Annotated in this window: 20 protein-coding genes and 1 pseudogene; 3 read left to right on the top strand and 18 right to left on the bottom strand. The window is 41.2% G+C overall.

Annotation, left to right across the window (positions count from 1 at the left end; translation table 11 throughout):
* Positions 1-42: 42 nt before the first annotated feature.
* The 3 genes from B9G53_RS05310 to B9G53_RS05300 form a co-directional block, all read right to left on the bottom strand.
* On the bottom strand, positions 43-2,445 hold the full coding sequence (locus tag B9G53_RS05310) for a CHAT domain-containing protein (protein ID WP_094529929.1): 2,403 nt from the start codon (positions 2,443-2,445) through the stop codon (positions 43-45).
* 399 nt (positions 2,446-2,844) lie between these two features.
* Entirely contained in the window at positions 2,845-3,234 is a 390-nt protein-coding gene (locus tag B9G53_RS05305; RefSeq protein ID WP_094529927.1) for a type II toxin-antitoxin system VapC family toxin, read from the bottom strand.
* A complete protein-coding gene (locus B9G53_RS05300; protein ID WP_094529925.1) occupies positions 3,231-3,434 on the bottom strand; it encodes a hypothetical protein in 204 nt (67 codons plus the stop codon). Before B9G53_RS05300 ends, B9G53_RS05305 begins: the two co-directional genes overlap by 4 nt.
* Positions 3,435-3,616: 182 nt before the next feature.
* Between B9G53_RS05300 and B9G53_RS28395 the strand changes: the two genes are divergently transcribed.
* Positions 3,617-3,748 (top strand): hypothetical protein, encoded by a 132-nt coding sequence (locus tag B9G53_RS28395; RefSeq protein WP_254923568.1) that lies wholly within the window; start codon positions 3,617-3,619, stop codon positions 3,746-3,748.
* A 29-nt stretch (positions 3,749-3,777) separates the two neighbouring features.
* Here B9G53_RS28395 and B9G53_RS27925 read toward each other — a convergent pair whose 3' ends face one another.
* The 4 genes from B9G53_RS27925 to B9G53_RS05280 all read right to left on the bottom strand — a co-directional run bounded on the left by B9G53_RS27925 (position 3,778) and on the right by B9G53_RS05280 (position 6,365).
* A complete protein-coding gene (locus B9G53_RS27925; RefSeq protein WP_254923567.1) occupies positions 3,778-4,428 on the bottom strand; it encodes a Uma2 family endonuclease in 651 nt (216 codons plus the stop codon).
* A 190-nt stretch (positions 4,429-4,618) separates the two neighbouring features.
* Entirely contained in the window at positions 4,619-5,572 is a 954-nt protein-coding gene (locus B9G53_RS05290; protein ID WP_254923566.1) for a DNA polymerase III subunit delta', read from the bottom strand.
* A gap of 2 nt (positions 5,573-5,574) precedes the next feature.
* Complete coding sequence (locus tag B9G53_RS05285) at positions 5,575-6,078, bottom strand: hypothetical protein (RefSeq protein ID WP_094529923.1); 504 nt, start codon at positions 6,076-6,078, stop codon at positions 5,575-5,577.
* A gap of 32 nt (positions 6,079-6,110) precedes the next feature.
* Positions 6,111-6,365, bottom strand: a complete 255-nt coding sequence (locus B9G53_RS05280; protein WP_094529921.1) for a hypothetical protein — start codon at positions 6,363-6,365, stop codon at positions 6,111-6,113.
* Between the two features lie 267 nt (positions 6,366-6,632).
* Here B9G53_RS05280 and hisS point away from each other — a divergent pair, with 267 nt between their 5' ends.
* Together hisS and B9G53_RS05270 are read left to right on the top strand one after the other, a co-directional pair.
* Entirely contained in the window at positions 6,633-7,898 is a 1,266-nt protein-coding gene (gene hisS, locus B9G53_RS05275; protein WP_094529919.1) for a histidine--tRNA ligase, read from the top strand.
* Between the two features lie 74 nt (positions 7,899-7,972).
* On the top strand, positions 7,973-8,446 hold the full coding sequence (locus tag B9G53_RS05270; RefSeq protein WP_094529917.1) for a DUF29 domain-containing protein: 474 nt from the start codon (positions 7,973-7,975) through the stop codon (positions 8,444-8,446).
* A gap of 51 nt (positions 8,447-8,497) precedes the next feature.
* Here B9G53_RS05270 and B9G53_RS05265 read toward each other — a convergent pair whose 3' ends face one another.
* From B9G53_RS05265 to B9G53_RS05225, 11 genes and pseudogenes are all read right to left on the bottom strand, one after another.
* On the bottom strand, positions 8,498-8,917 hold the full coding sequence (locus tag B9G53_RS05265) for a PIN domain-containing protein (RefSeq protein ID WP_094529915.1): 420 nt from the start codon (positions 8,915-8,917) through the stop codon (positions 8,498-8,500).
* The gene (locus B9G53_RS27200) at positions 8,917-9,090 is read right to left on the bottom strand and encodes a hypothetical protein (RefSeq protein WP_176453099.1); all 174 of its coding nucleotides are present in this window, start codon (positions 9,088-9,090) and stop codon (positions 8,917-8,919) included. Before B9G53_RS27200 ends, B9G53_RS05265 begins: the two co-directional genes overlap by 1 nt.
* A 180-nt stretch (positions 9,091-9,270) precedes the next feature.
* A complete protein-coding gene (locus B9G53_RS05260; protein ID WP_094529913.1) occupies positions 9,271-9,621 on the bottom strand; it encodes a hypothetical protein in 351 nt (116 codons plus the stop codon).
* Positions 9,622-9,624: 3 nt separating this feature from the next.
* Positions 9,625-9,939, bottom strand: a complete 315-nt coding sequence (locus B9G53_RS05255; protein ID WP_094529911.1) for a type II toxin-antitoxin system RelE/ParE family toxin — start codon at positions 9,937-9,939, stop codon at positions 9,625-9,627.
* 12 nt (positions 9,940-9,951) lie between these two features.
* Positions 9,952-10,209: a type II toxin-antitoxin system ParD family antitoxin gene (locus tag B9G53_RS05250; RefSeq protein ID WP_094529909.1), complete on the bottom strand. Its 258-nt coding sequence runs from the start codon at positions 10,207-10,209 to the stop codon at positions 9,952-9,954.
* Between the two features lie 156 nt (positions 10,210-10,365).
* Positions 10,366-10,738: pseudogene (locus B9G53_RS28955) on the bottom strand (putative toxin-antitoxin system toxin component, PIN family).
* Between the two features lie 43 nt (positions 10,739-10,781).
* Positions 10,782-11,003, bottom strand: coding sequence for a hypothetical protein (locus B9G53_RS05240; protein WP_094529907.1), 222 nt, complete (start codon positions 11,001-11,003; stop codon positions 10,782-10,784).
* A gap of 7 nt (positions 11,004-11,010) precedes the next feature.
* On the bottom strand, positions 11,011-11,178 hold the full coding sequence (locus B9G53_RS27195) for a hypothetical protein (protein ID WP_176453098.1): 168 nt from the start codon (positions 11,176-11,178) through the stop codon (positions 11,011-11,013).
* 235 nt (positions 11,179-11,413) lie between these two features.
* The gene (locus B9G53_RS05235; RefSeq protein ID WP_094529905.1) at positions 11,414-12,727 is read right to left on the bottom strand and encodes an ATP-binding protein; all 1,314 of its coding nucleotides are present in this window, start codon (positions 12,725-12,727) and stop codon (positions 11,414-11,416) included.
* Entirely contained in the window at positions 12,724-15,120 is a 2,397-nt protein-coding gene (locus B9G53_RS05230; protein WP_094529902.1) for an ATP-binding protein, read from the bottom strand. Before B9G53_RS05230 ends, B9G53_RS05235 begins: the two co-directional genes overlap by 4 nt.
* Positions 15,121-15,504: 384 nt before the next feature.
* On the bottom strand, positions 15,505-16,737 hold the full coding sequence (locus B9G53_RS05225) for an RNA polymerase sigma factor (protein WP_094529900.1): 1,233 nt from the start codon (positions 16,735-16,737) through the stop codon (positions 15,505-15,507).
* Between the last annotated feature and the right edge of the window lie 4 nt (positions 16,738-16,741).

Raw genomic sequence — 16,741 nt, 5'->3', positions numbered from 1 at the left:
ATCCAGCTTAACAACAGATGTCCTAAACCGTATCCGTCAAATCTACAATCCATTACCGATCGCAAAGAATGCTGACCAGTAGAAGGGGTGATTGTAATCCTTTGATTTGATCAGTGACATCTGAGCGCGTCGCAATGCTTCGGTGACAGTGACATCACCTTTTCGTAGTTCTGCATAAAAAGCTGACATCAGCACACCTGTTTCATCATCTTTTACTGACCAGAGAGAAGCGATCGCTTGTTTTGCGCCAGCCTTTTGGACTTGATAGCCAAAGCCTAAGATTTCTACACCACTGCCGAGTTTTCCTACTCCTGTCTGACAGGCACTCAAGATAATCAAATCGATGTTCGGAATCTGCCAGTCGGTGATTTCATTGAGGCGGATTTTGTCGCCATTACCGAAGATGATGAAGGACTGATCGGGAGAGCCAACATTAAATTCGGCATGGGTGGCAAGGTGGAGAATATTATGGTTTTTAAATTTAGACTCGATCGCTTTACGGCTAAATTGCTCTTCGATGAGGGTGACTGAGTTTTGGAATGAGTTGGCGATCTCTTGGACTTCTCTAACGGTTGCGGGTAAGGCTGTTTGTCCAAACTTGCGATCGCCTGCTTTACCACCAAAGGCTCCTGCGAGGATGTTGGGTGCGTTTTGGGGTTGTGGTGTAAAGTCGGAGAGGGTATAGGCGATGAGGTTACTAATCTGGTATTTCTCAACTAACAATTGTTTACCGTCATAGAGTGCGGCGATGGGAATGTAGCGCAGTTGTCCATCGGGTGCATAGAGAATCGTTTTGGTGTTGAATTGAACGAGTTCGGCTTCGATGGGTTTAATCAGGAGGTTATAGAGTTGGATAGCTGGCTCTTTGAAGTCTTCGGAACTAGAATCAAGGAGTCCTACTCTATAATCACTAATTAAGGTTTCTAGTTGGTCTTTGGAGATTGTGGTGGTGCGGCGGATGGGTGGGTTGTTGGGGGCAAAGAGTATGATTTCGAGGCGATCGCCTAAAATAAATGGATAGAGTAATACGGTTCCCTGCGGGATTTGGTTGAGATAGTAGGGAACTTTGTTGATTTCGGTTTTGGAAAGTTGTTGGATTTGATTGGCAAGCTGATTGTTTATGTCTTGGATATTGTCTGGGCTAACCGCCAACAGCTTATCGCTAAGAGCTTGTTCTGGTGCTAATAGTCTGACTCCCTGTGCGGATCTATCGTTGCCTTTGATGTTTTTGAGATAGTCTTCGAGTTCTTGGACTTTAAGGAGGTCGAGGACTTGCAGGGCTTCGATGATGCGGTTTTGTTGGAGGAGGAGGTCTGCGAGGTCGCGATAGGTCTTTTCGACTGTGGTCAAATACGACTTTTGGATATCTCTGTCAAGTTTTTTGATGTCTTTGCGGATCTCTTCACGGACATTGATTGATTGTTTGTAAAAGAGAATCGCTAGTTCGGATTGCTTTGCTTTAGACAACATATTTCCCAGATTAGCAAGTGCTAAACCTTCACTACTGCGATCACTCACCTCCTTGGCGATAATTAATGCTTCCTGCAAATAAATTATTGCTTCTTGTTCTGGATTTAGTCTTTCGTATGCAACACCAAAATTATTAAGAGAATTTTTTCTAATCAGACGATCTCTAGTTTCCTTTGCGATCGCCGAAGATTGCAGGTTATGGGCAATCGCTTTATCATATTTACCTATGGCATAGTAAGCTAAATTACTTAAAGCCTGTCCCTCCCCCCGTCGGTCTTTAACTTCCCTTGCAATTTCTAGGCTTTGCAGTTGATAATTGATTGCTTTGCCATAATCGCCAAGGGCATCGTAAGCAGTTCCCAAGTTACTCAGCGCGTTTCCCTCACCAAAACGATCTTTAAGTTCTCGGAAAATGCTCAAGCTTTGCAAATAGAATTCGATTGCTTTGTCATATCTGCCAATAGCATAGTAAGCAATCCCCAGATTGCTCAGGGCGTTGCCCTCACCACGCTGATCTTTAATTTCTCGCTTGATTGTCAAACTTTGCAATTGGAACTCAATCACCTTATCGTATTTGCCGAGTCGATAGTAAGAGATTCCTAAGTTTCCCAACGATTGTCCCTCGCCGAGTCGGTTTTTGATTTCTCGCTCAATTTCTAAACTTTGCAGTTGATATTCGATCGCCTTGCCATAGTTGCCGAGAGAATCATAAGTATTCCCAAGATTTCCCAGTGCTGCTGCCTCTCCCTGCCGATCTTTTATCTCCCTGTAGATAGTCAGTGCTTGCTGCCATGACTGAAATGCGGCTTCAAACTGGCTGAATTGAAATTGCTGAATCCCTTGATTAAGCAGTCGATTTGCTTCTGTTTTGCGTGTTTGTGCCTGAACTGTCAACAAAGCTAAATCAGGAGGTGACACCATGCCCAGTATTCCAGTCAAAGCTACAAACACCAACACATAAAACCGCGAAGCCATAACCGATCCTCAAGGAAAAAGTAGAAAGGCAAAAGGAAAAAGTGGGGGGGGCTTTCGAGCGCGATTACATCCCAAACCCTACGATCCGCACAGTCAATATATCACTAAATTTTCTTGTATCTCCATCTCCCTGAATTTTTTAAACATTCACCAAATCAAGGAAAAAGGAAAAAGTAGAAAGTAAAAATTATCGTAGGGGCGTAGCATTACCGCCACCATTTATGCATTTCACCACAACCTCAAAACGGTAATGCTGCGCCCAAACCTCACAACGCAGAGACAAGCGATCGGCAAGAGCAAATAGGGTTAAGCATTTGCGTACATGGATTTTTTGTGAGGAGTTTGAATATTGTGGCGCAAATGCTTAACCCCTACAGGTTATGGTTGCTGTTGGCTATCTCATGCAATTGTCTCTACCCCCGAATAATTCAAAATCTTTGTATCCGCAGTAACCAACGGACATCCTAAAACCTTAGCCGTTGCAGTGATAATCTGATCCGCAGGATCTCGATGAAAACCGACTAACTGAGTTGAAGCAATAGCAATCTGCGGCGTGAGATCTAATAATTGAATCGCTGGGTAAGACAGAGCCTTTTCAAACCATTCCGCAAGTTCGCAGGGAAGAGTCAAGCGATTATACTCAACTAATTTTGCAATCTCCCAACAAGATATGACACTAACCCCGATCGCTGAAGACTCTTGACTCTGAATCGCTGCCGCCGCAGTTTGACTAAGCTTGGAGTCTCCATGTACCCACCAGATCCAAATATGCGTATCTAACACAATCATCCCAGCACATCCCAATCAGCAACCGCCACAGGTTCCATAGGATCGATATACTCAATTGGTAAACCACGCAAAGGATAACTTTTACTTTGAGAAGATGTACGATCAGCTAAGCCAAAAACCTGTAATAGCTTGAGTACCTTTTCCAATTCATTCTCAGACATCAAATCAAGTTTATTAATTAAGAGTTCTTTGACAGACATTTAGTACTTACCTCACTATTCAACATATTGCAAAATTCTTCTCGCTCATCTTCAGTTAACAAATCCCAATCTAAACCACGATCGCTAGCTGCAATTGCTTCTCATTAGAAAGCTGATTTACGAGTTCTATCACTTGCTCATCATCAATTTGTAAAACAACTATTTTTTCTGAGGATTCTATAATGCTGATTCTATATCAGCATTATATCATTTCTTTTACAGTCGATCTATTTCTGCAAGAAACCACAAAATTCTGTAGGGGCGCAGCATTACCGCAACTGTTTACCCATATTACCGCGATCGCTAAACGGTAAAGCTATACCTAAACGAGCAAATGTAGCTACTAAAAACTTAGCCACTCAAAAATCTGGGAAACCGTTAAACTTAAATCAATTCCACTGAGGACAGGTACAGTTTGAGAACCTTCCAAAATTTGAATACGATGCTCAGGTAAAACTAACAAAATATTTTCATCTTCAGGATCGAGCAACCAACCTAACTCTGTGCCATGGTCTACACAATGCAACAAATTAGCTATCACTTTATTTTGTCTCTGATCGGGAGAAAGTATCTCGATCGCCCAATCAGGATATATTTCAAAACGGTTAGCCACTCGTCCTGATGATTTGCGAGGAATTCTCTCCCAACGAAATACGGAAACATCAGGAACGATTGAGGCTCCTCCAAAAGTGCAGCGTAATTCCGAAAAAGCATAGGCAATCTTTGGAGTTTCAACAACTTGATTAATGTTTGTACATAACTTAACTTGTAACCGACTGTGTTCTCCTTGCGGCATAACTTTTTGAGTGACTTGTCCGTTAATAAATTCTGAGGCGGGTTTGGTCTCAGGTAGTTCTAGAAATGTTTCTAATGTTTTCTTGAGATCGCTTAACGTAAACATCGCCTCAACTTCCTCTCGACTCATTTGGGAAAACTTATACAGCAAAACTGTCTCAATAAATTCTATCATCCTCTCGCGATCGCCTTGCCCCACTCGATCAGCTAATACTGATTCACAAAAGTGTGGTCACACTTTTGTGAATTAAAAAACAAACCCAGTAAGAGTTTTAAAAACAAAAAATGGCGTAGCCATTTTTTGTTTTGGCATAACTGATGGGCTAAAACTACCGTTTCCTTCTTCGGCTCAACGATCAACTTCACAAGTTCCAAACTCAGTTGTTAATTCAGATCTTTCCTGCAATTTGGAGGAGAGTTACTTCCCAAACTAGACGTGGTTGCACATAACGCGCAATTAACTCCCTTGCTTTATCGAGATGTTGCAAAACTGACTTCGATCTTTGCTGCTCCCAAAAATAATTTTGCAAATAATCAATCAGCCATAATTGCAAATCCACCTCTAGCTCCTTGGTGATTTGTTTGGCGATCGCCATGGCACTTTTGGCATCCTGAGGAATTTGGCGCACTGAAGTTAATAACTCGATGGGAATACTCTTAAAGCGATCAAAGGACTCGATCGCCTGTCCTGCCGATCCTTGCGCTAAGGCGACCACTTCGGGCGGAATATCGGTGTGACCTTCGCGGGTGAGAACTTCCTGCATTTGCGCTTGATTCAGCCTTGTGAAGGGGATACGTTGGCAGCGCGAAACTAGGGTGGGCAAAATCGAACCAGCATCGGGAACGATCAAAATTATGGTGGCATACAGAGGTTCTTCGAGGGTCTTGAGCAGACTATTGGCGGCGGACTCCGCCATCGATTGCGCTTCTTCGAGAATCACTACCGATCGCTGACATTCGAGGGGCGATCGACTCACAAATTCGCTGATTTCGCGTACTTGCTCGATCCGAATTTGGGGCAAAGCGCGGCGCTTGAGTCCTGCTGCATCAGCTTCCTTTGCCGTGAGCATTTTGCCCTTGTCTAAATAGGTTGGTTCTACCCAGAGCAAATCGGGATGATTGCGATCGCTTAGTCGGTTAGCCGATTTGCGATCACCTAATAAAATTTCGGCAAACGCAGATGCAGTTTTGCTACGTCCCACGCCACTCGTACCCGCAAATAAGTAAGCAGGAGCAATGCGATCTCTTTGAATTGCTGCCTTTAGTAAGGTGATCGCTTGACTTTGACCAACGACAGCATCAAAGGGCGAATTTATGGGTAGAGGCAAATTTGGAGCTGACACCTCTAGTCATTCCACTGATTTTGTAATGATCTTGGGGCGCTGATGCCCACTGGATAGCGACGATGACGCTGCCCCGAATCCAGCGAGTCAACATTGCGTCGTCTCAGCCACCATCGGATCGCTTCATCAACGATCGCCGCAGGGTTGTCAGATATTTCCAATAGCTCAGTTAGTAATTCTGGGGCAATGTCCACTTTATAGGTGAGATCGATTTCAGGCGGATTGGCTTGATTAGGATCGGTTATGGCTTCTGGTGGAGATGGCAAAGGTTGATTAATGGGATCGGGCAAAGTCGGTTTAAGAGCTATTTCATTGTTGACTGAAGTATCTGCTACATCTGTTACGGCTTCAGGTGTATTGAGGCTATTTTTATTTACTTTGCCTTTGTGCTTATTTTTGTTTTTGCGGTTGCCCATACTGAGGATCATGAACATCATGAGGATAAGTCCGAACTGAAAAAGTCCAATCATCAAGAGCAGCTTGTCTGGTGACCAAAATTTATACATATATTTTTGGGATCAGCTTATTCGGCTTTTTCCTAATCATTCCACTCGCCGCGAGGTGGCACAACAGGATTCATCGTCAAGGGCCGGGAGCGATCTGCTTCTTTAATTGCCCGACGCTGTAGCCATTGACGGATTGCCGTGTCGATCGCCTGTTCAGGATCATTGGTGACTTCACCAAGTTCAGCAAGTAAAGCAGGGTCGATGTCTATACTCTTTAGCACCTCATTAAATACTGCTTCATTAGCCGATTGGGTTATTTGCGGTTCGTTAGCGTTATCTTCTGGCATATGAGTTTTTAGATTAACTGGCACTAAATTTACTTGACACTATCCAGATTTTACCCAGATTTGTTACCGTCTGAATGTGCAGAGCGATCGCATTCGTAGTTTTACAGTGATCAAAACCCCCTCACTGATTGGCGGTGCTTCGCGTTGCTACTTATTGCTTGGGTTTTAGATCAGCAAGACTTTCCATAGAATATGGGGTTTTGATGACCAAAAACTATGTATTCTGGAATAACATTACAGTCTCCTGTTCATCACCCGTTAGTATCCATGTCTTCACTTCAGGTCACACGCGGCACTCGCGATATCCTTGCTCCCGAAATTTATTACTGGCAGCAATTAGAGACAACTGCGCGTCAAATCCTTAGTCAAGCCGCCTATACCGAGATTCGCACGCCCATTTTTGAAGCAACTGAGCTATTTGCGCGGGGCATCGGTGAAGCTACAGATATTGTTGGTAAAGAAATGTACACCTTTAGCGATCGCGGCGATCGCTCTTTGACTTTACGCCCTGAAGGCACGGCTGGCGTGGCGCGATCCTATATCGAAAATAAGTTATTTGCTCAAGGTGGCGTACAGCGTCTCTGGTACATGGGCGCAATGTTTCGCTATGAACGTCCCCAAGCAGGTCGTCAGCGTCAATTTCACCAATTAGGTGTCGAAGTATTAGGCAGTGCCGATCCGCGTGCTGATGCGGAAGCGATCGCGATCGCCAGTGACTTTTTGCAAGCTGTTGGTTTAACGGATCTTGTGGTGGATCTCAACTCGGTGGGCAGTGCGGAAGATCGGGTAGCCTATCGTCAGGCTTTGGTGGATTATTTCACGCCTTTTGTGGAAGAAATTGATGCCGATTCTCGCGATCGCCTCACGCGCAATCCTTTACGCATTCTCGATAGCAAAGACAAACGCACTCAAGAAATTTCCCAAGAAGCGCCGAGCATTCTCGATTATTTAAGCCCTGAGTCCCAACAGCATTTCGAGAAAGTCCAAAATCTGTTAACGGATTTGAATATCGCCTATCGCATCAATCCACGTCTAGTGCGTGGTTTGGACTACTACACTCGTACTGCCTTTGAAATCCAATCCAATCAACTGGGCGCACAGTCGGCAGTCTGTGGTGGTGGTCGTTACGATCGCCTAATTGCGGAACTTGGCGGCGCGGATGTGCCTGCGGTGGGTTGGGCGATCGGCTTAGAGCGTTTGGTCATTCTCATGCAACAGGTTGCTGAACAAAAACAAGCAGCGATCAATTTCTATGTGATTTCGCGAGGCGAACAAGCGGAAGCAAAGTCTCTATCCATTGCTCAAATTCTCCGTAAGGCAGGATTTACAGTGGAACTTGATGTCACTGGTGCAAAGTTTGATAAACAATTCAAACGGGCTAGTAATGCCAATGCTAAAGCCGCCGTTGTCATCGGTGACAGCGAAATCGAAGCGGGACAAGTCCAAATCAAATGGCTTGAGTCTGGTGAACAGGAAGCGATCGCGATCGCTGATCTCAGTGACAGTTTTGAGGTGCTGAGACAAAAGTTGTAGTTAGAGATGAACGGCTTGCAAACCGTTCATCAGTCAGCATTTGCTATACTTACGGTAAGATTTGCCTAAAGATTATGACTGCTGCTTTAACTAATCCATTTCAGGCTGCTACTCATAGCAAATTGTATGAGCAGGACTATGCTCTGTGGTTAGAACAAGCAGTTGATTTGTTGCGATCGCAAAATTTTGCAGAAATAGATATTGAGAATTTAGTTGCAGAACTTGAAGGCTTGGGTGGCAGTCAAAAACAAGCGATCGAAAGTAACTTAGAAGTTTTGCTGATGCATCTTCTCAAATATAAATATCAACCCGATAAGCGTTCTAATAGTTGGCGCTATACGATCATTGAACATCGCCTCAGATTGCACAAAGCTTTTAAACATAGTCCTAGCTTGAAGCGGTATTTTTTGCAGGAGTTTGCTGATTGCTATCTAAATGCAAGGAAGTTAGCCAGTGCCGAGATAGGATTAGCGATCGCCACTTTCCCAGTAGAGTCTCCCTTTACTTCTGAGCAAACGCTAGATGAGGATTTTTTGCCTGAAGATTAGTTGTTTTTGTAATAGCGATCGCTGATCTCAGTGATTGGTATCGATTACTAATCATTGCATAAGATAAATTTCTACGTTTTGGCTGTTCCATGTGGCGATGCCAATTCCAAAAAAGTCTTTGTCTTCTGTCCAAATTGGACAATCAAAGTGCATGGCTAAGGCAACCACTTCCCAATCGTTAGGATCTCTTACTTTAATGCGTCTTTGAGCTTCGTTTTTATATTGAAGGTAATCTTCTTCTGTTATTGGGATTACGATTTTGGCTAAATCAGCGATCGCCTGTGAAGATATGTCTGATTGAAATTTACGTTTTTGTAAAATTTGGGGTAAGTGACGCTCTAGTTCCTGATAGCAATTATTTGGTGTGAGAAATTGGCAATTGTTATTGTATTTTTCTAAGAGGTTGGAAACTTTGTCACCTAGTACAGCCCGTACCAAGATGTTTGTATCTAAGGCAAGTGTCTTTGACATTATTTGGTTGCGTTTTTCCTTGCCTGTTTACGCATAGCGTTAAATTCGGCAATGATTTCATCTTCGCTAATACCGTGAGCTTTTAATAATTCAGCCATTTTTTGAGAAGAACGGCGGAAAGCAAGGAGGTCTTCTTTGCTAGGTTTTTTGATCTTGATTAAAGATGTTTTCATGGTGGGTTGATGTTTTTAGTAATGGTAAGGGGCAATTCTTGAACTGCTGTTATGGTGAATTATAGCAAAATTTTATATCTCTCATTCAATGATAGTAAGCTATTCACAATTTTAACTGATTCGACACTTACGCGCACGATCGCACTTAACGAGGTCGAGGATGTAGCGCGATGTAGGCGCTCATGCAACTATCCTTTGCTCTTCTAATCTGGGTTGTAAGAGGTTAAGGGTGTATCTGGCGCGAGTTTTTAGGATAGTGAGATGATCCACTTTCTCTAGAAGGTCATCTAAATCATCAAGTTCTCCTTCAGAGAGTGAATTTTCGGTGTTTCTATCGATTAGTTTATCTAGGTGATTTTGATCGGTTAGGGCTAATTTGCAACTAGCAAGGGCTTTTAGTTCTTCTGTGGTTAAGTCAATGAGGTATTCAGGATCTAAAGCGGGAGTGAGCCGAGAATAGGTATCTAAATCTAATACAACGCCGATGCGATCGCCTTGTTCGTTGGTTATGTACTGTACTGTTTCAGACATAATTTAGTTCCCATTTTCATCAGTAAATTCTTCAAATATGGATTCAAGATCGCGTTTTCCAGATATCACTCGAATGATATCAATACCATCGGTACGAGGATAGTAAAAGACGATGTAATCATCTATTGTGAAACCGCGCAAATTAGAAGCAATCCAAGTGTAGTTTTTGCCCATGTTGGGGAAACTAGCAACGAGCTTACATTTTTGGCGAATAGTATCAAATAGATTACTGGCAGCTTTTGGGTTAATCTGTCCAATAAATGTGCAGATATCGTCTAGATCTTTGATGGCTATTTTTGAGAAGGAGTAGCTAGACATAATGAATCTTTTTTATTTTTGACTCATTTGCTCTAGTTTGACCTGTAATTGTTGAAATACTAATTCACCATCAACGACATCGCCTTGTTTGATTTGCTCCGTTCCTTCAGCAATTTTTTTTCTTAGTTCGCTCAACTTTTGTTGTTTGGCTTCATGTTCTTCTAGCAGTTGAAATGCAAAAGCTAGGAGAGAGTCAACACTCTGATACTTGCCATCTTGAAGTTTGGCGCGGATAAAGTTTTCCTGTTCTGGCTTTAAGGCAATGTTCATTTTCCCAATCCTGCGAAAGTTGGAATCATTGGCTAGTATAGCGTAACTATAAGTTTGCACTATATCATGGCGATTATATGCGTTCATTCAATGGTGGCAAGCTATTCACAATTTTAACTGATTCGACGCTGATGCGGACGATCGCACTTAATGAGGTCAAGGATGTAGCGAGATCGCCGTTAAAAAACTAGCGGCTTTAATAATAGAAATATTTTGAAATGGATGTAAATCTAAAAGATCGGCATCGCCTGTAATGATGTAGTTAGCTTCACCGCAGACGGCTAAATCTAAGAACTTGTCATCTTTGGGATCACGACAGGCTCGAATTTGCTGATTGATTGTGACTCTCTCGACCTGCTTGCTTAACTCACTTAAAAAATTTAGTACGTCTTTCTAAGGTGATGTATTTTTGGAGTTTGGGGCGACTGATGACGTTTTCTATTTCTGATTGAACTTCATCTGACATCAGCAGTATTGCTTGAGATGTGGCATAGTCGAAAACTTGCTGGGGTAACGAATTTACAGACATTAAGCCACTGATCAAGATGTTGGTATCGATTACTAATCTTAGTTTAGTCATCCTTGAGAATTTCCTCTAAGATTTCGGGAGTAAGACCTTTTTGTTGTGCTTCTAAACGAATTTCTTGAACTACCTTTTGTAGTGGGGTTGGTTGGGAAACACATTGTAAAAAGATGCTGACAAGCGTTTGCAATGCTTGGCGATTTTCAGGGGTTGTATTTTGATATGCCTCGGCGATGGGGGCTTCGACTTGAAGGGTGATCGGTTTAAGCATGGTATGTCTATTTCTCCTGTAATGGTGGCAAGCTATTCACGATTTTAACTGACACAACACTTACTCGCACGATCGCACTTAACGAGGTCGAGGATGTAGCGCGATCGCTTGATTGTTCGTTGGGATTGTTGGTAATTCCTCTATCTTTGTCACGGGTAAGGCGATCGCGTTCCATGATCGATTCTAGGGCTGGTTTGCTATTGAATCATAAGGTAGAAATTGCATCGCCACTTTTCCAATAGAGTCTCCCTTTATTCCTGAGCAAACGCTAGATGAGGATTTTTTGCCTGAAAGTTAGTGATGGTGATTTGTTTGGTGGCGATCTTTGATCGCAAAAGCCAAAAGTGCAGATGTATAAATTTAGTAATTAATAACTTGAACAGCCTACCGATATAAAAATAAGCAATAGCTCAAGAACTTGGTAGATTTGGTACTTCCCATCCAACAAATCGTAAGACTAATTTTCCAAAATCTTCAATTTCTTTCTTGTTTTTCCTGATAAACTCAACAAATTTACCCACTTGCTCAGCGCGTTTTTGAGTTAGCAGGTTTCCCCAAATTTTGCGGCGTTCTTCTAGTTGATTTTGGTCTTCAGACTCGATCTCTTTTAGAATCCACCATTTAAAAATGGGTGAAAAGAGATCCCATAAAGGCGGAGATGCCTGTACACGCTTCAACAATCCCCGTTCTGTTAGATCATTGATTTCCCTCTCTTTTTCACTAAAAACTTTTGGTAAATCATTAATGTCATAGTTTACATCTGTTACTTTTCCATTCAGAGATTGTAGAGCAACTAACATTAGCAAAACCCTCTCAATTTCACTAGCTCCCCAAAATAAACTCTCAAAAATTGGACGGGCTTCATTTTTGAATTTTTCTCCCACAGGACTCAAATCATTTAAGGGCGCACCTACTTCTATACGATAATCAAAAGTTTGGGCTGCGGCTATTTGGGCTAATTGAGGATGAAATCCAGATAGGTAAGCAACATAGTTTCGTTCTAATGAATTAAATAATGGCTGACCTGTCTGTGCTACTCGGTCAAGTAAGCTTAAAAGCTCTTTCTCTTGAAAAAACCTAAGACGACATAGACTAAAACCGTTATCAAAAGCAGAGTAGTTAGGCAAAGCTAGAGGCTTGCAAGATTCATAGAGAGAGTAACGAGTAGAGACAACGAGATTAGCTTTGTTTGAGTCTCTTGTAGTGAGAGAACGCAATCCTTGCAGAAAAGCCCGATTGCTACTAAGATTCTCTGGGTCAGTTCTGATTAATACATTAAAATCATCTAGGACTAGTACAATTTTCCTGTGGGCTTCCCCTGAGACATCTAGAACCTCATGGAAATCATTATGATCTATTTCTAAGCCTTCTTTAGATCTTGCTATTAGTGCAAGACATTTTTCTTTAATGGGACTTGTTTCTAGTTTTCGTTCTAATTGTTTAGTAATCTGCACCCAAAATTGATTTGCAGTAGCAGGAATCACGGTATCCTGACAGTTTAGAAAAACAAAAATATGGTTTTTGAAATATTCCATCCACTCGTCAGGAGGATTAATAATATAACTGAGAATCGTACTTTTCCCCATTCCACGTTCTCCATAAACTTCAACTGCACCTCCATCACGGCTTAAAGGGCTAAATAGGCTTCTAACAACACTTGTAGGAACAATTGCTTGTTCAGGAAATACACCATTTTGGATAAAAGGATTAATAATAGTATTCATATGTTTAAATCTGAGTTTGCAAGGTTTAAAATACGCACTCTAAACTGTTTCATTATTCTTAGTAAGCCTCTTCTTAAAAGAAAAAATATTCCCTCTGTAAATCCCCATAGAATAAGAGGAACAATTAGAGCAGCAATAATTAGACCTCCAGTAATGAGCGCGACAAAAGCTTGTTTATACCAATCTTTTACAATAGAGTTTAGAAAGACAAGATAAACTGTAACACATAGCAACACAAACATTGCTTTAAATGAATTTCCTATCTTTTGAAATCGATTTAGTACAGCTAGTAACAGCACCTCTTCATCTTCTTCTTCAAGCTTTTCACCTGCCTTATCCAACTCTCGAATGATTAAAGCAGCTTTTTGAGGATCGTTTTTAAGCTTAGCAAACTCAATTTGAACACGCTTTGATAGAAGCCATGATTTATGTCTTAGAAAATCGAAGGAATTTTTGTTTACAAGAAGATATTCCATGTCTTCTTGTAAAATATCTTTAATTTGTTGCTCTATTATATTTAACTCTATAAACAACTTATCAAGATTATTCAATTCTAATTTCAATCGCCTTTCTGATATCTCAATAGTGTTTCTTAATAACCGTTGCCTACGATTATTGATATAGACAATCTCCTTTTCCGTATACCGCTCATCTACTTTGTTATGTTGATCTACATTCTCTGTTGGAGAGAGAGAAATACTATTTGTAGCAGATTTAACAAGAGAAAGATTGCTTTCTGAATCCTCTAGTGCACTCTCATATCTAACCGCATCAGAAAAATCGCTATTATCAATTTCTGAATTCCTAGAATGTTCTTTTTTACTTTTGTATAATACTAGAAACGTCTCTGCATCTGTGACTTTTTTTTCAAAGCTATTCATTAGTGCAATCAGCTTTCTTTTTAGCCAATAATCACATTTTTGAAAGCCAAGAATAAAATCATACTGTTGAACTGCTTCAGAAAAGTTATCTTCTTGCTCACATCTTGCCGCAAATTTTTCTAATGCCTCTATTAATTCATTCAAATTATTTTGATCGTGAAGATATAGCTTTTTTAGAGTTTCTACTCTATTAACCAAATCATCACTTAATCGATATGCCTCTGCCAATCCACGTAAAGCTTTAACATTACTTGGGATGTAATCTAAAGATTCTCTATAATCTTTAATTGCCAAGGGATACTGACCTGCTTGAAGTGCCTGTTGAGCAAAGTCAAATCGGCTTTTAGCAAGAGCATATTGAATGTCTAGATTCTCTTGTTGAGTAGGCTCTATTAATCGGTTTTGCAGTAGCCAAAGCTGAACAAATTTAACACTGATTTGCAAAGATTCAGCGCTTCCTTTTAACAACTCCCATTTTAATAAGTTTTCTATAGCGTTACTCAGATCGTCACGGTTAAGACGGACACCATTATTAACTAACAAATCGATAACTTGATTACGAGTGGTGAATGATTCTGAACTTGTCAGTTTAGCTATTGCAATTAGAACCTTTTCTTCAATTGGAGAAGTAGAAGCAATACTTGAGATCGCACTTCCATAAGAATCTAATGTTTGTGGAATTGCTACATCTACGGATTTGTGAGTTACTATGCTTTGGTTTTCATCTAAAAGAAATTCAAATATTTTTGAACAAACAGCTTGAGTTAGATGTGGTTGACCATTAGTTAGTTTATAGATATACTCGATAGATTCTGGAAGATAAGTTAACACTTCTTTTGCTGGTTCTACAATCAACTTACTGGTTTCTTCTAGCGAGAAGAAGGTAAGACGAAATTCTTCTCCCGAACTTAAAATCGGATCGTATTCTAATGAAATCTTGCCGCTAAGTCGCCCTATTGTAAATACCCATTTCAACCAACTTTCCCCAGACACTAGTTGCCCAATGAAAGATACTAAAGATTTAATGGCTTGTGACGAAATTTGCTCATCAAAATTGTCAAACTCATCAACAAGAATTACTAATTCTTGATTGTTCAGATGGTTATATATTTGAGGCAGCCATTTATCCCGAAATAATGTTGAATCAGTTTCTAATTCTGCTAGAGATGGTATTAATAAATCTTTATCGTGCGTTAATCCCAATGCACGAGTAATTGATCCTGCCAAATGCATCTGAAACTGAGGTAATGTATCTTGTACATACCTTTGAATGTCAAATATAACTGGTATTCTTAATGGAAGTTTAGAAACTTCTAATTTTTCATGCGAGAGGGAATATGCTAATTGTCTAAGAAAAGAAGTTTTCCCAATTCGTCGTTGCCCTTGTAGTAAAACTACATTGGTACTTTGGAGAGATCTTTCTACCTGATTCAGTAACTTATCTCTTCCATAAAAGCTATCTCCCATTACTGGTGAGCCAACAATATAAGGATTAATTAACAGTTTATTCATTACTTAAATAGTTTCTAGATAAATGTCTCAGTTTGTGAAATTGTTATGCGCCTCTCAAATTCATGATTTACTTGTCTAGTACTACGATTTTTTAGTTTTATTCTTAGTTATCCTATAGAGCAAATTATACAGGATTGTTGAGTTAGCATGTATCTGAGGATGTTTAACTAAATATCGAATAACTGACCAGTTTATAAGCTAACTATCTATAAACAATAGCTTGCTTATTACACAACACATATAGCGGATGACGTGGATAAACTACTTTTGTAATTCCTAAACAGTGAGGTTGAATATTGTGTTTAGATAGCAACTCTAAAACAAGGCGATCGCACTGCATTAACAATCTATACTCAGCTAATGGTAGTTGAGCACAACCGAAACCTACTCCTCTAAAGGAATAGACTGTTTAAGCAGAAATTCACGAATAGCAGAATCTTCAGTAAGCCCGATCGCTCTAGCATAAGCTTGCTTTGCCTCTGACTTAGCCACCAACTGCTTGAATAAATGCGCTTTTAGCGCCCAGTAAGGTTGATAATTTTTCACAGACTCCAAAGGGATTGCATTGAGGTGCATTAAACCCTCTTCTATTCCCTGCGCTTCCGCGATCGCTGCCGCATGACTGACTAAAGCCCCTAAAGTCGGCGAAATCCGAATCAATCCTGCGTACAGTAATGCCAATGCTTGCCAATTGACTTTCTGGCCGATCGCTCTTTGAGCATGAATTGATTGAATCGCCGCTTCCAATTGAAATCTTCCCAATTGTTTAAAAGTTGCCGCCTGTGCTAGTTCCTTCTCGGCTTCCGCGATCGCAATTTGCGACCACAGATTTGTATCCTGCTGCAATAGCGGCACATAGGAACCATCGCTAGTGCGACGAGCATCCCGCCGAGATTCACAATAGAGCATGAGTGCAAGTAACCCCCTTGCTTCTGGTTCTGTAGGCATTAACTGAACACAGAGCCGCGCTAACCAGATCGCCTCTTCTGCTAATCCACGATGACGTGGATCACTACCATCTACAGTTTCCCAAGCATTAGTATAAGCAGCATAGATCGCTTCTAATACAACAGCTAATCGAATTGGTAAATCCTTCTCTTCTGGCAACTCAAAAGCAATACCTGCATCACGAATTTTTGTTTTTGCCCTCACTAGTCGCTGACTCATCGTTGCAGGAGCAACTAGAAATGCCGAAGCAATCTGTGCAGCATTCAGCCCCAGAACCGTTTGCAACATCAAGGGCGTGTGAATTGTGGAATCGATCGCAGGGTGGGCGCAAATAAATAATAATTTCAAGCGATCGTCGGGAAATGTAACCGACTCTAAAGACGGCTCAGTGGCAAATTCCAGTTCATTGAGTTTGAACGTATGGAGAACTTTGTCATGCACCTGCGAACGTCGTCCCGCATCAATCAAGCGATTCCGCGCTGTTACCAATAACCATGCTTCAGGATTTTTGGGAACACCGCTTTCTGTCCAAGTTTTTAAAGCCGAGAGGAAAGCATCGCCGAGGGCATCTTCGGCAGCGACAACATCCCTAGTTTGGGCGGCTAAGTAAGCGACTAGCCGCCCATAGGAGTTGCGTGCAGCTAATTCTGCGGCTCGACGTGCTTCCATTTGC

This window comes from Pseudanabaena sp. SR411 (genome assembly GCF_002251945.1).
Taxonomy (GTDB): Bacteria; Cyanobacteriota; Cyanobacteriia; order Pseudanabaenales; family Pseudanabaenaceae; genus Pseudanabaena.
This window is presented reverse-complemented; position numbering and strand designations above follow the sequence as displayed.

What these genes read in the sequence shown, in the direction of transcription:
- hisS (WP_094529919.1), top strand. Translation starts at nt 6,633, where the DNA reads ATGTCTTCACTTCAGGTCACACGCGGCACTCGCGATATCCTTGCTCCC.
- B9G53_RS05225 (WP_094529900.1), bottom strand. Translation starts at nt 16,737, where the DNA reads ATGGAAGCACGTCGAGCCGCAGAATTAGCTGCACGCAACTCCTATGGG.
- B9G53_RS05300 (WP_094529925.1), bottom strand. Translation starts at nt 3,434, where the DNA reads ATGTCTGTCAAAGAACTCTTAATTAATAAACTTGATTTGATGTCTGAG.
- B9G53_RS05240 (WP_094529907.1), bottom strand. Translation starts at nt 11,003, where the DNA reads ATGCTTAAACCGATCACCCTTCAAGTCGAAGCCCCCATCGCCGAGGCA.
- B9G53_RS05260 (WP_094529913.1), bottom strand. Translation starts at nt 9,621, where the DNA reads ATGTCTGAAACAGTACAGTACATAACCAACGAACAAGGCGATCGCATC.
- B9G53_RS05235 (WP_094529905.1), bottom strand. Translation starts at nt 12,727, where the DNA reads ATGAATACTATTATTAATCCTTTTATCCAAAATGGTGTATTTCCTGAA.
- B9G53_RS05285 (WP_094529923.1), bottom strand. Translation starts at nt 6,078, where the DNA reads ATGTATAAATTTTGGTCACCAGACAAGCTGCTCTTGATGATTGGACTT.
- B9G53_RS27200 (WP_176453099.1), bottom strand. Translation starts at nt 9,090, where the DNA reads ATGAAAACATCTTTAATCAAGATCAAAAAACCTAGCAAAGAAGACCTC.
- B9G53_RS05305 (WP_094529927.1), bottom strand. Translation starts at nt 3,234, where the DNA reads ATGATTGTGTTAGATACGCATATTTGGATCTGGTGGGTACATGGAGAC.
- B9G53_RS05270 (WP_094529917.1), top strand. Translation starts at nt 7,973, where the DNA reads ATGACTGCTGCTTTAACTAATCCATTTCAGGCTGCTACTCATAGCAAA.
- B9G53_RS27195 (WP_176453098.1), bottom strand. Translation starts at nt 11,178, where the DNA reads ATGGAACGCGATCGCCTTACCCGTGACAAAGATAGAGGAATTACCAAC.
- B9G53_RS05250 (WP_094529909.1), bottom strand. Translation starts at nt 10,209, where the DNA reads ATGAACATTGCCTTAAAGCCAGAACAGGAAAACTTTATCCGCGCCAAA.
- B9G53_RS05310 (WP_094529929.1), bottom strand. Translation starts at nt 2,445, where the DNA reads ATGGCTTCGCGGTTTTATGTGTTGGTGTTTGTAGCTTTGACTGGAATA.
- B9G53_RS05255 (WP_094529911.1), bottom strand. Translation starts at nt 9,939, where the DNA reads ATGTCTAGCTACTCCTTCTCAAAAATAGCCATCAAAGATCTAGACGAT.
- B9G53_RS28395 (WP_254923568.1), top strand. Translation starts at nt 3,617, where the DNA reads ATGCTGATTCTATATCAGCATTATATCATTTCTTTTACAGTCGATCTA.
- B9G53_RS05230 (WP_094529902.1), bottom strand. Translation starts at nt 15,120, where the DNA reads ATGAATAAACTGTTAATTAATCCTTATATTGTTGGCTCACCAGTAATG.
- B9G53_RS05280 (WP_094529921.1), bottom strand. Translation starts at nt 6,365, where the DNA reads ATGCCAGAAGATAACGCTAACGAACCGCAAATAACCCAATCGGCTAAT.
- B9G53_RS05265 (WP_094529915.1), bottom strand. Translation starts at nt 8,917, where the DNA reads ATGTCAAAGACACTTGCCTTAGATACAAACATCTTGGTACGGGCTGTA.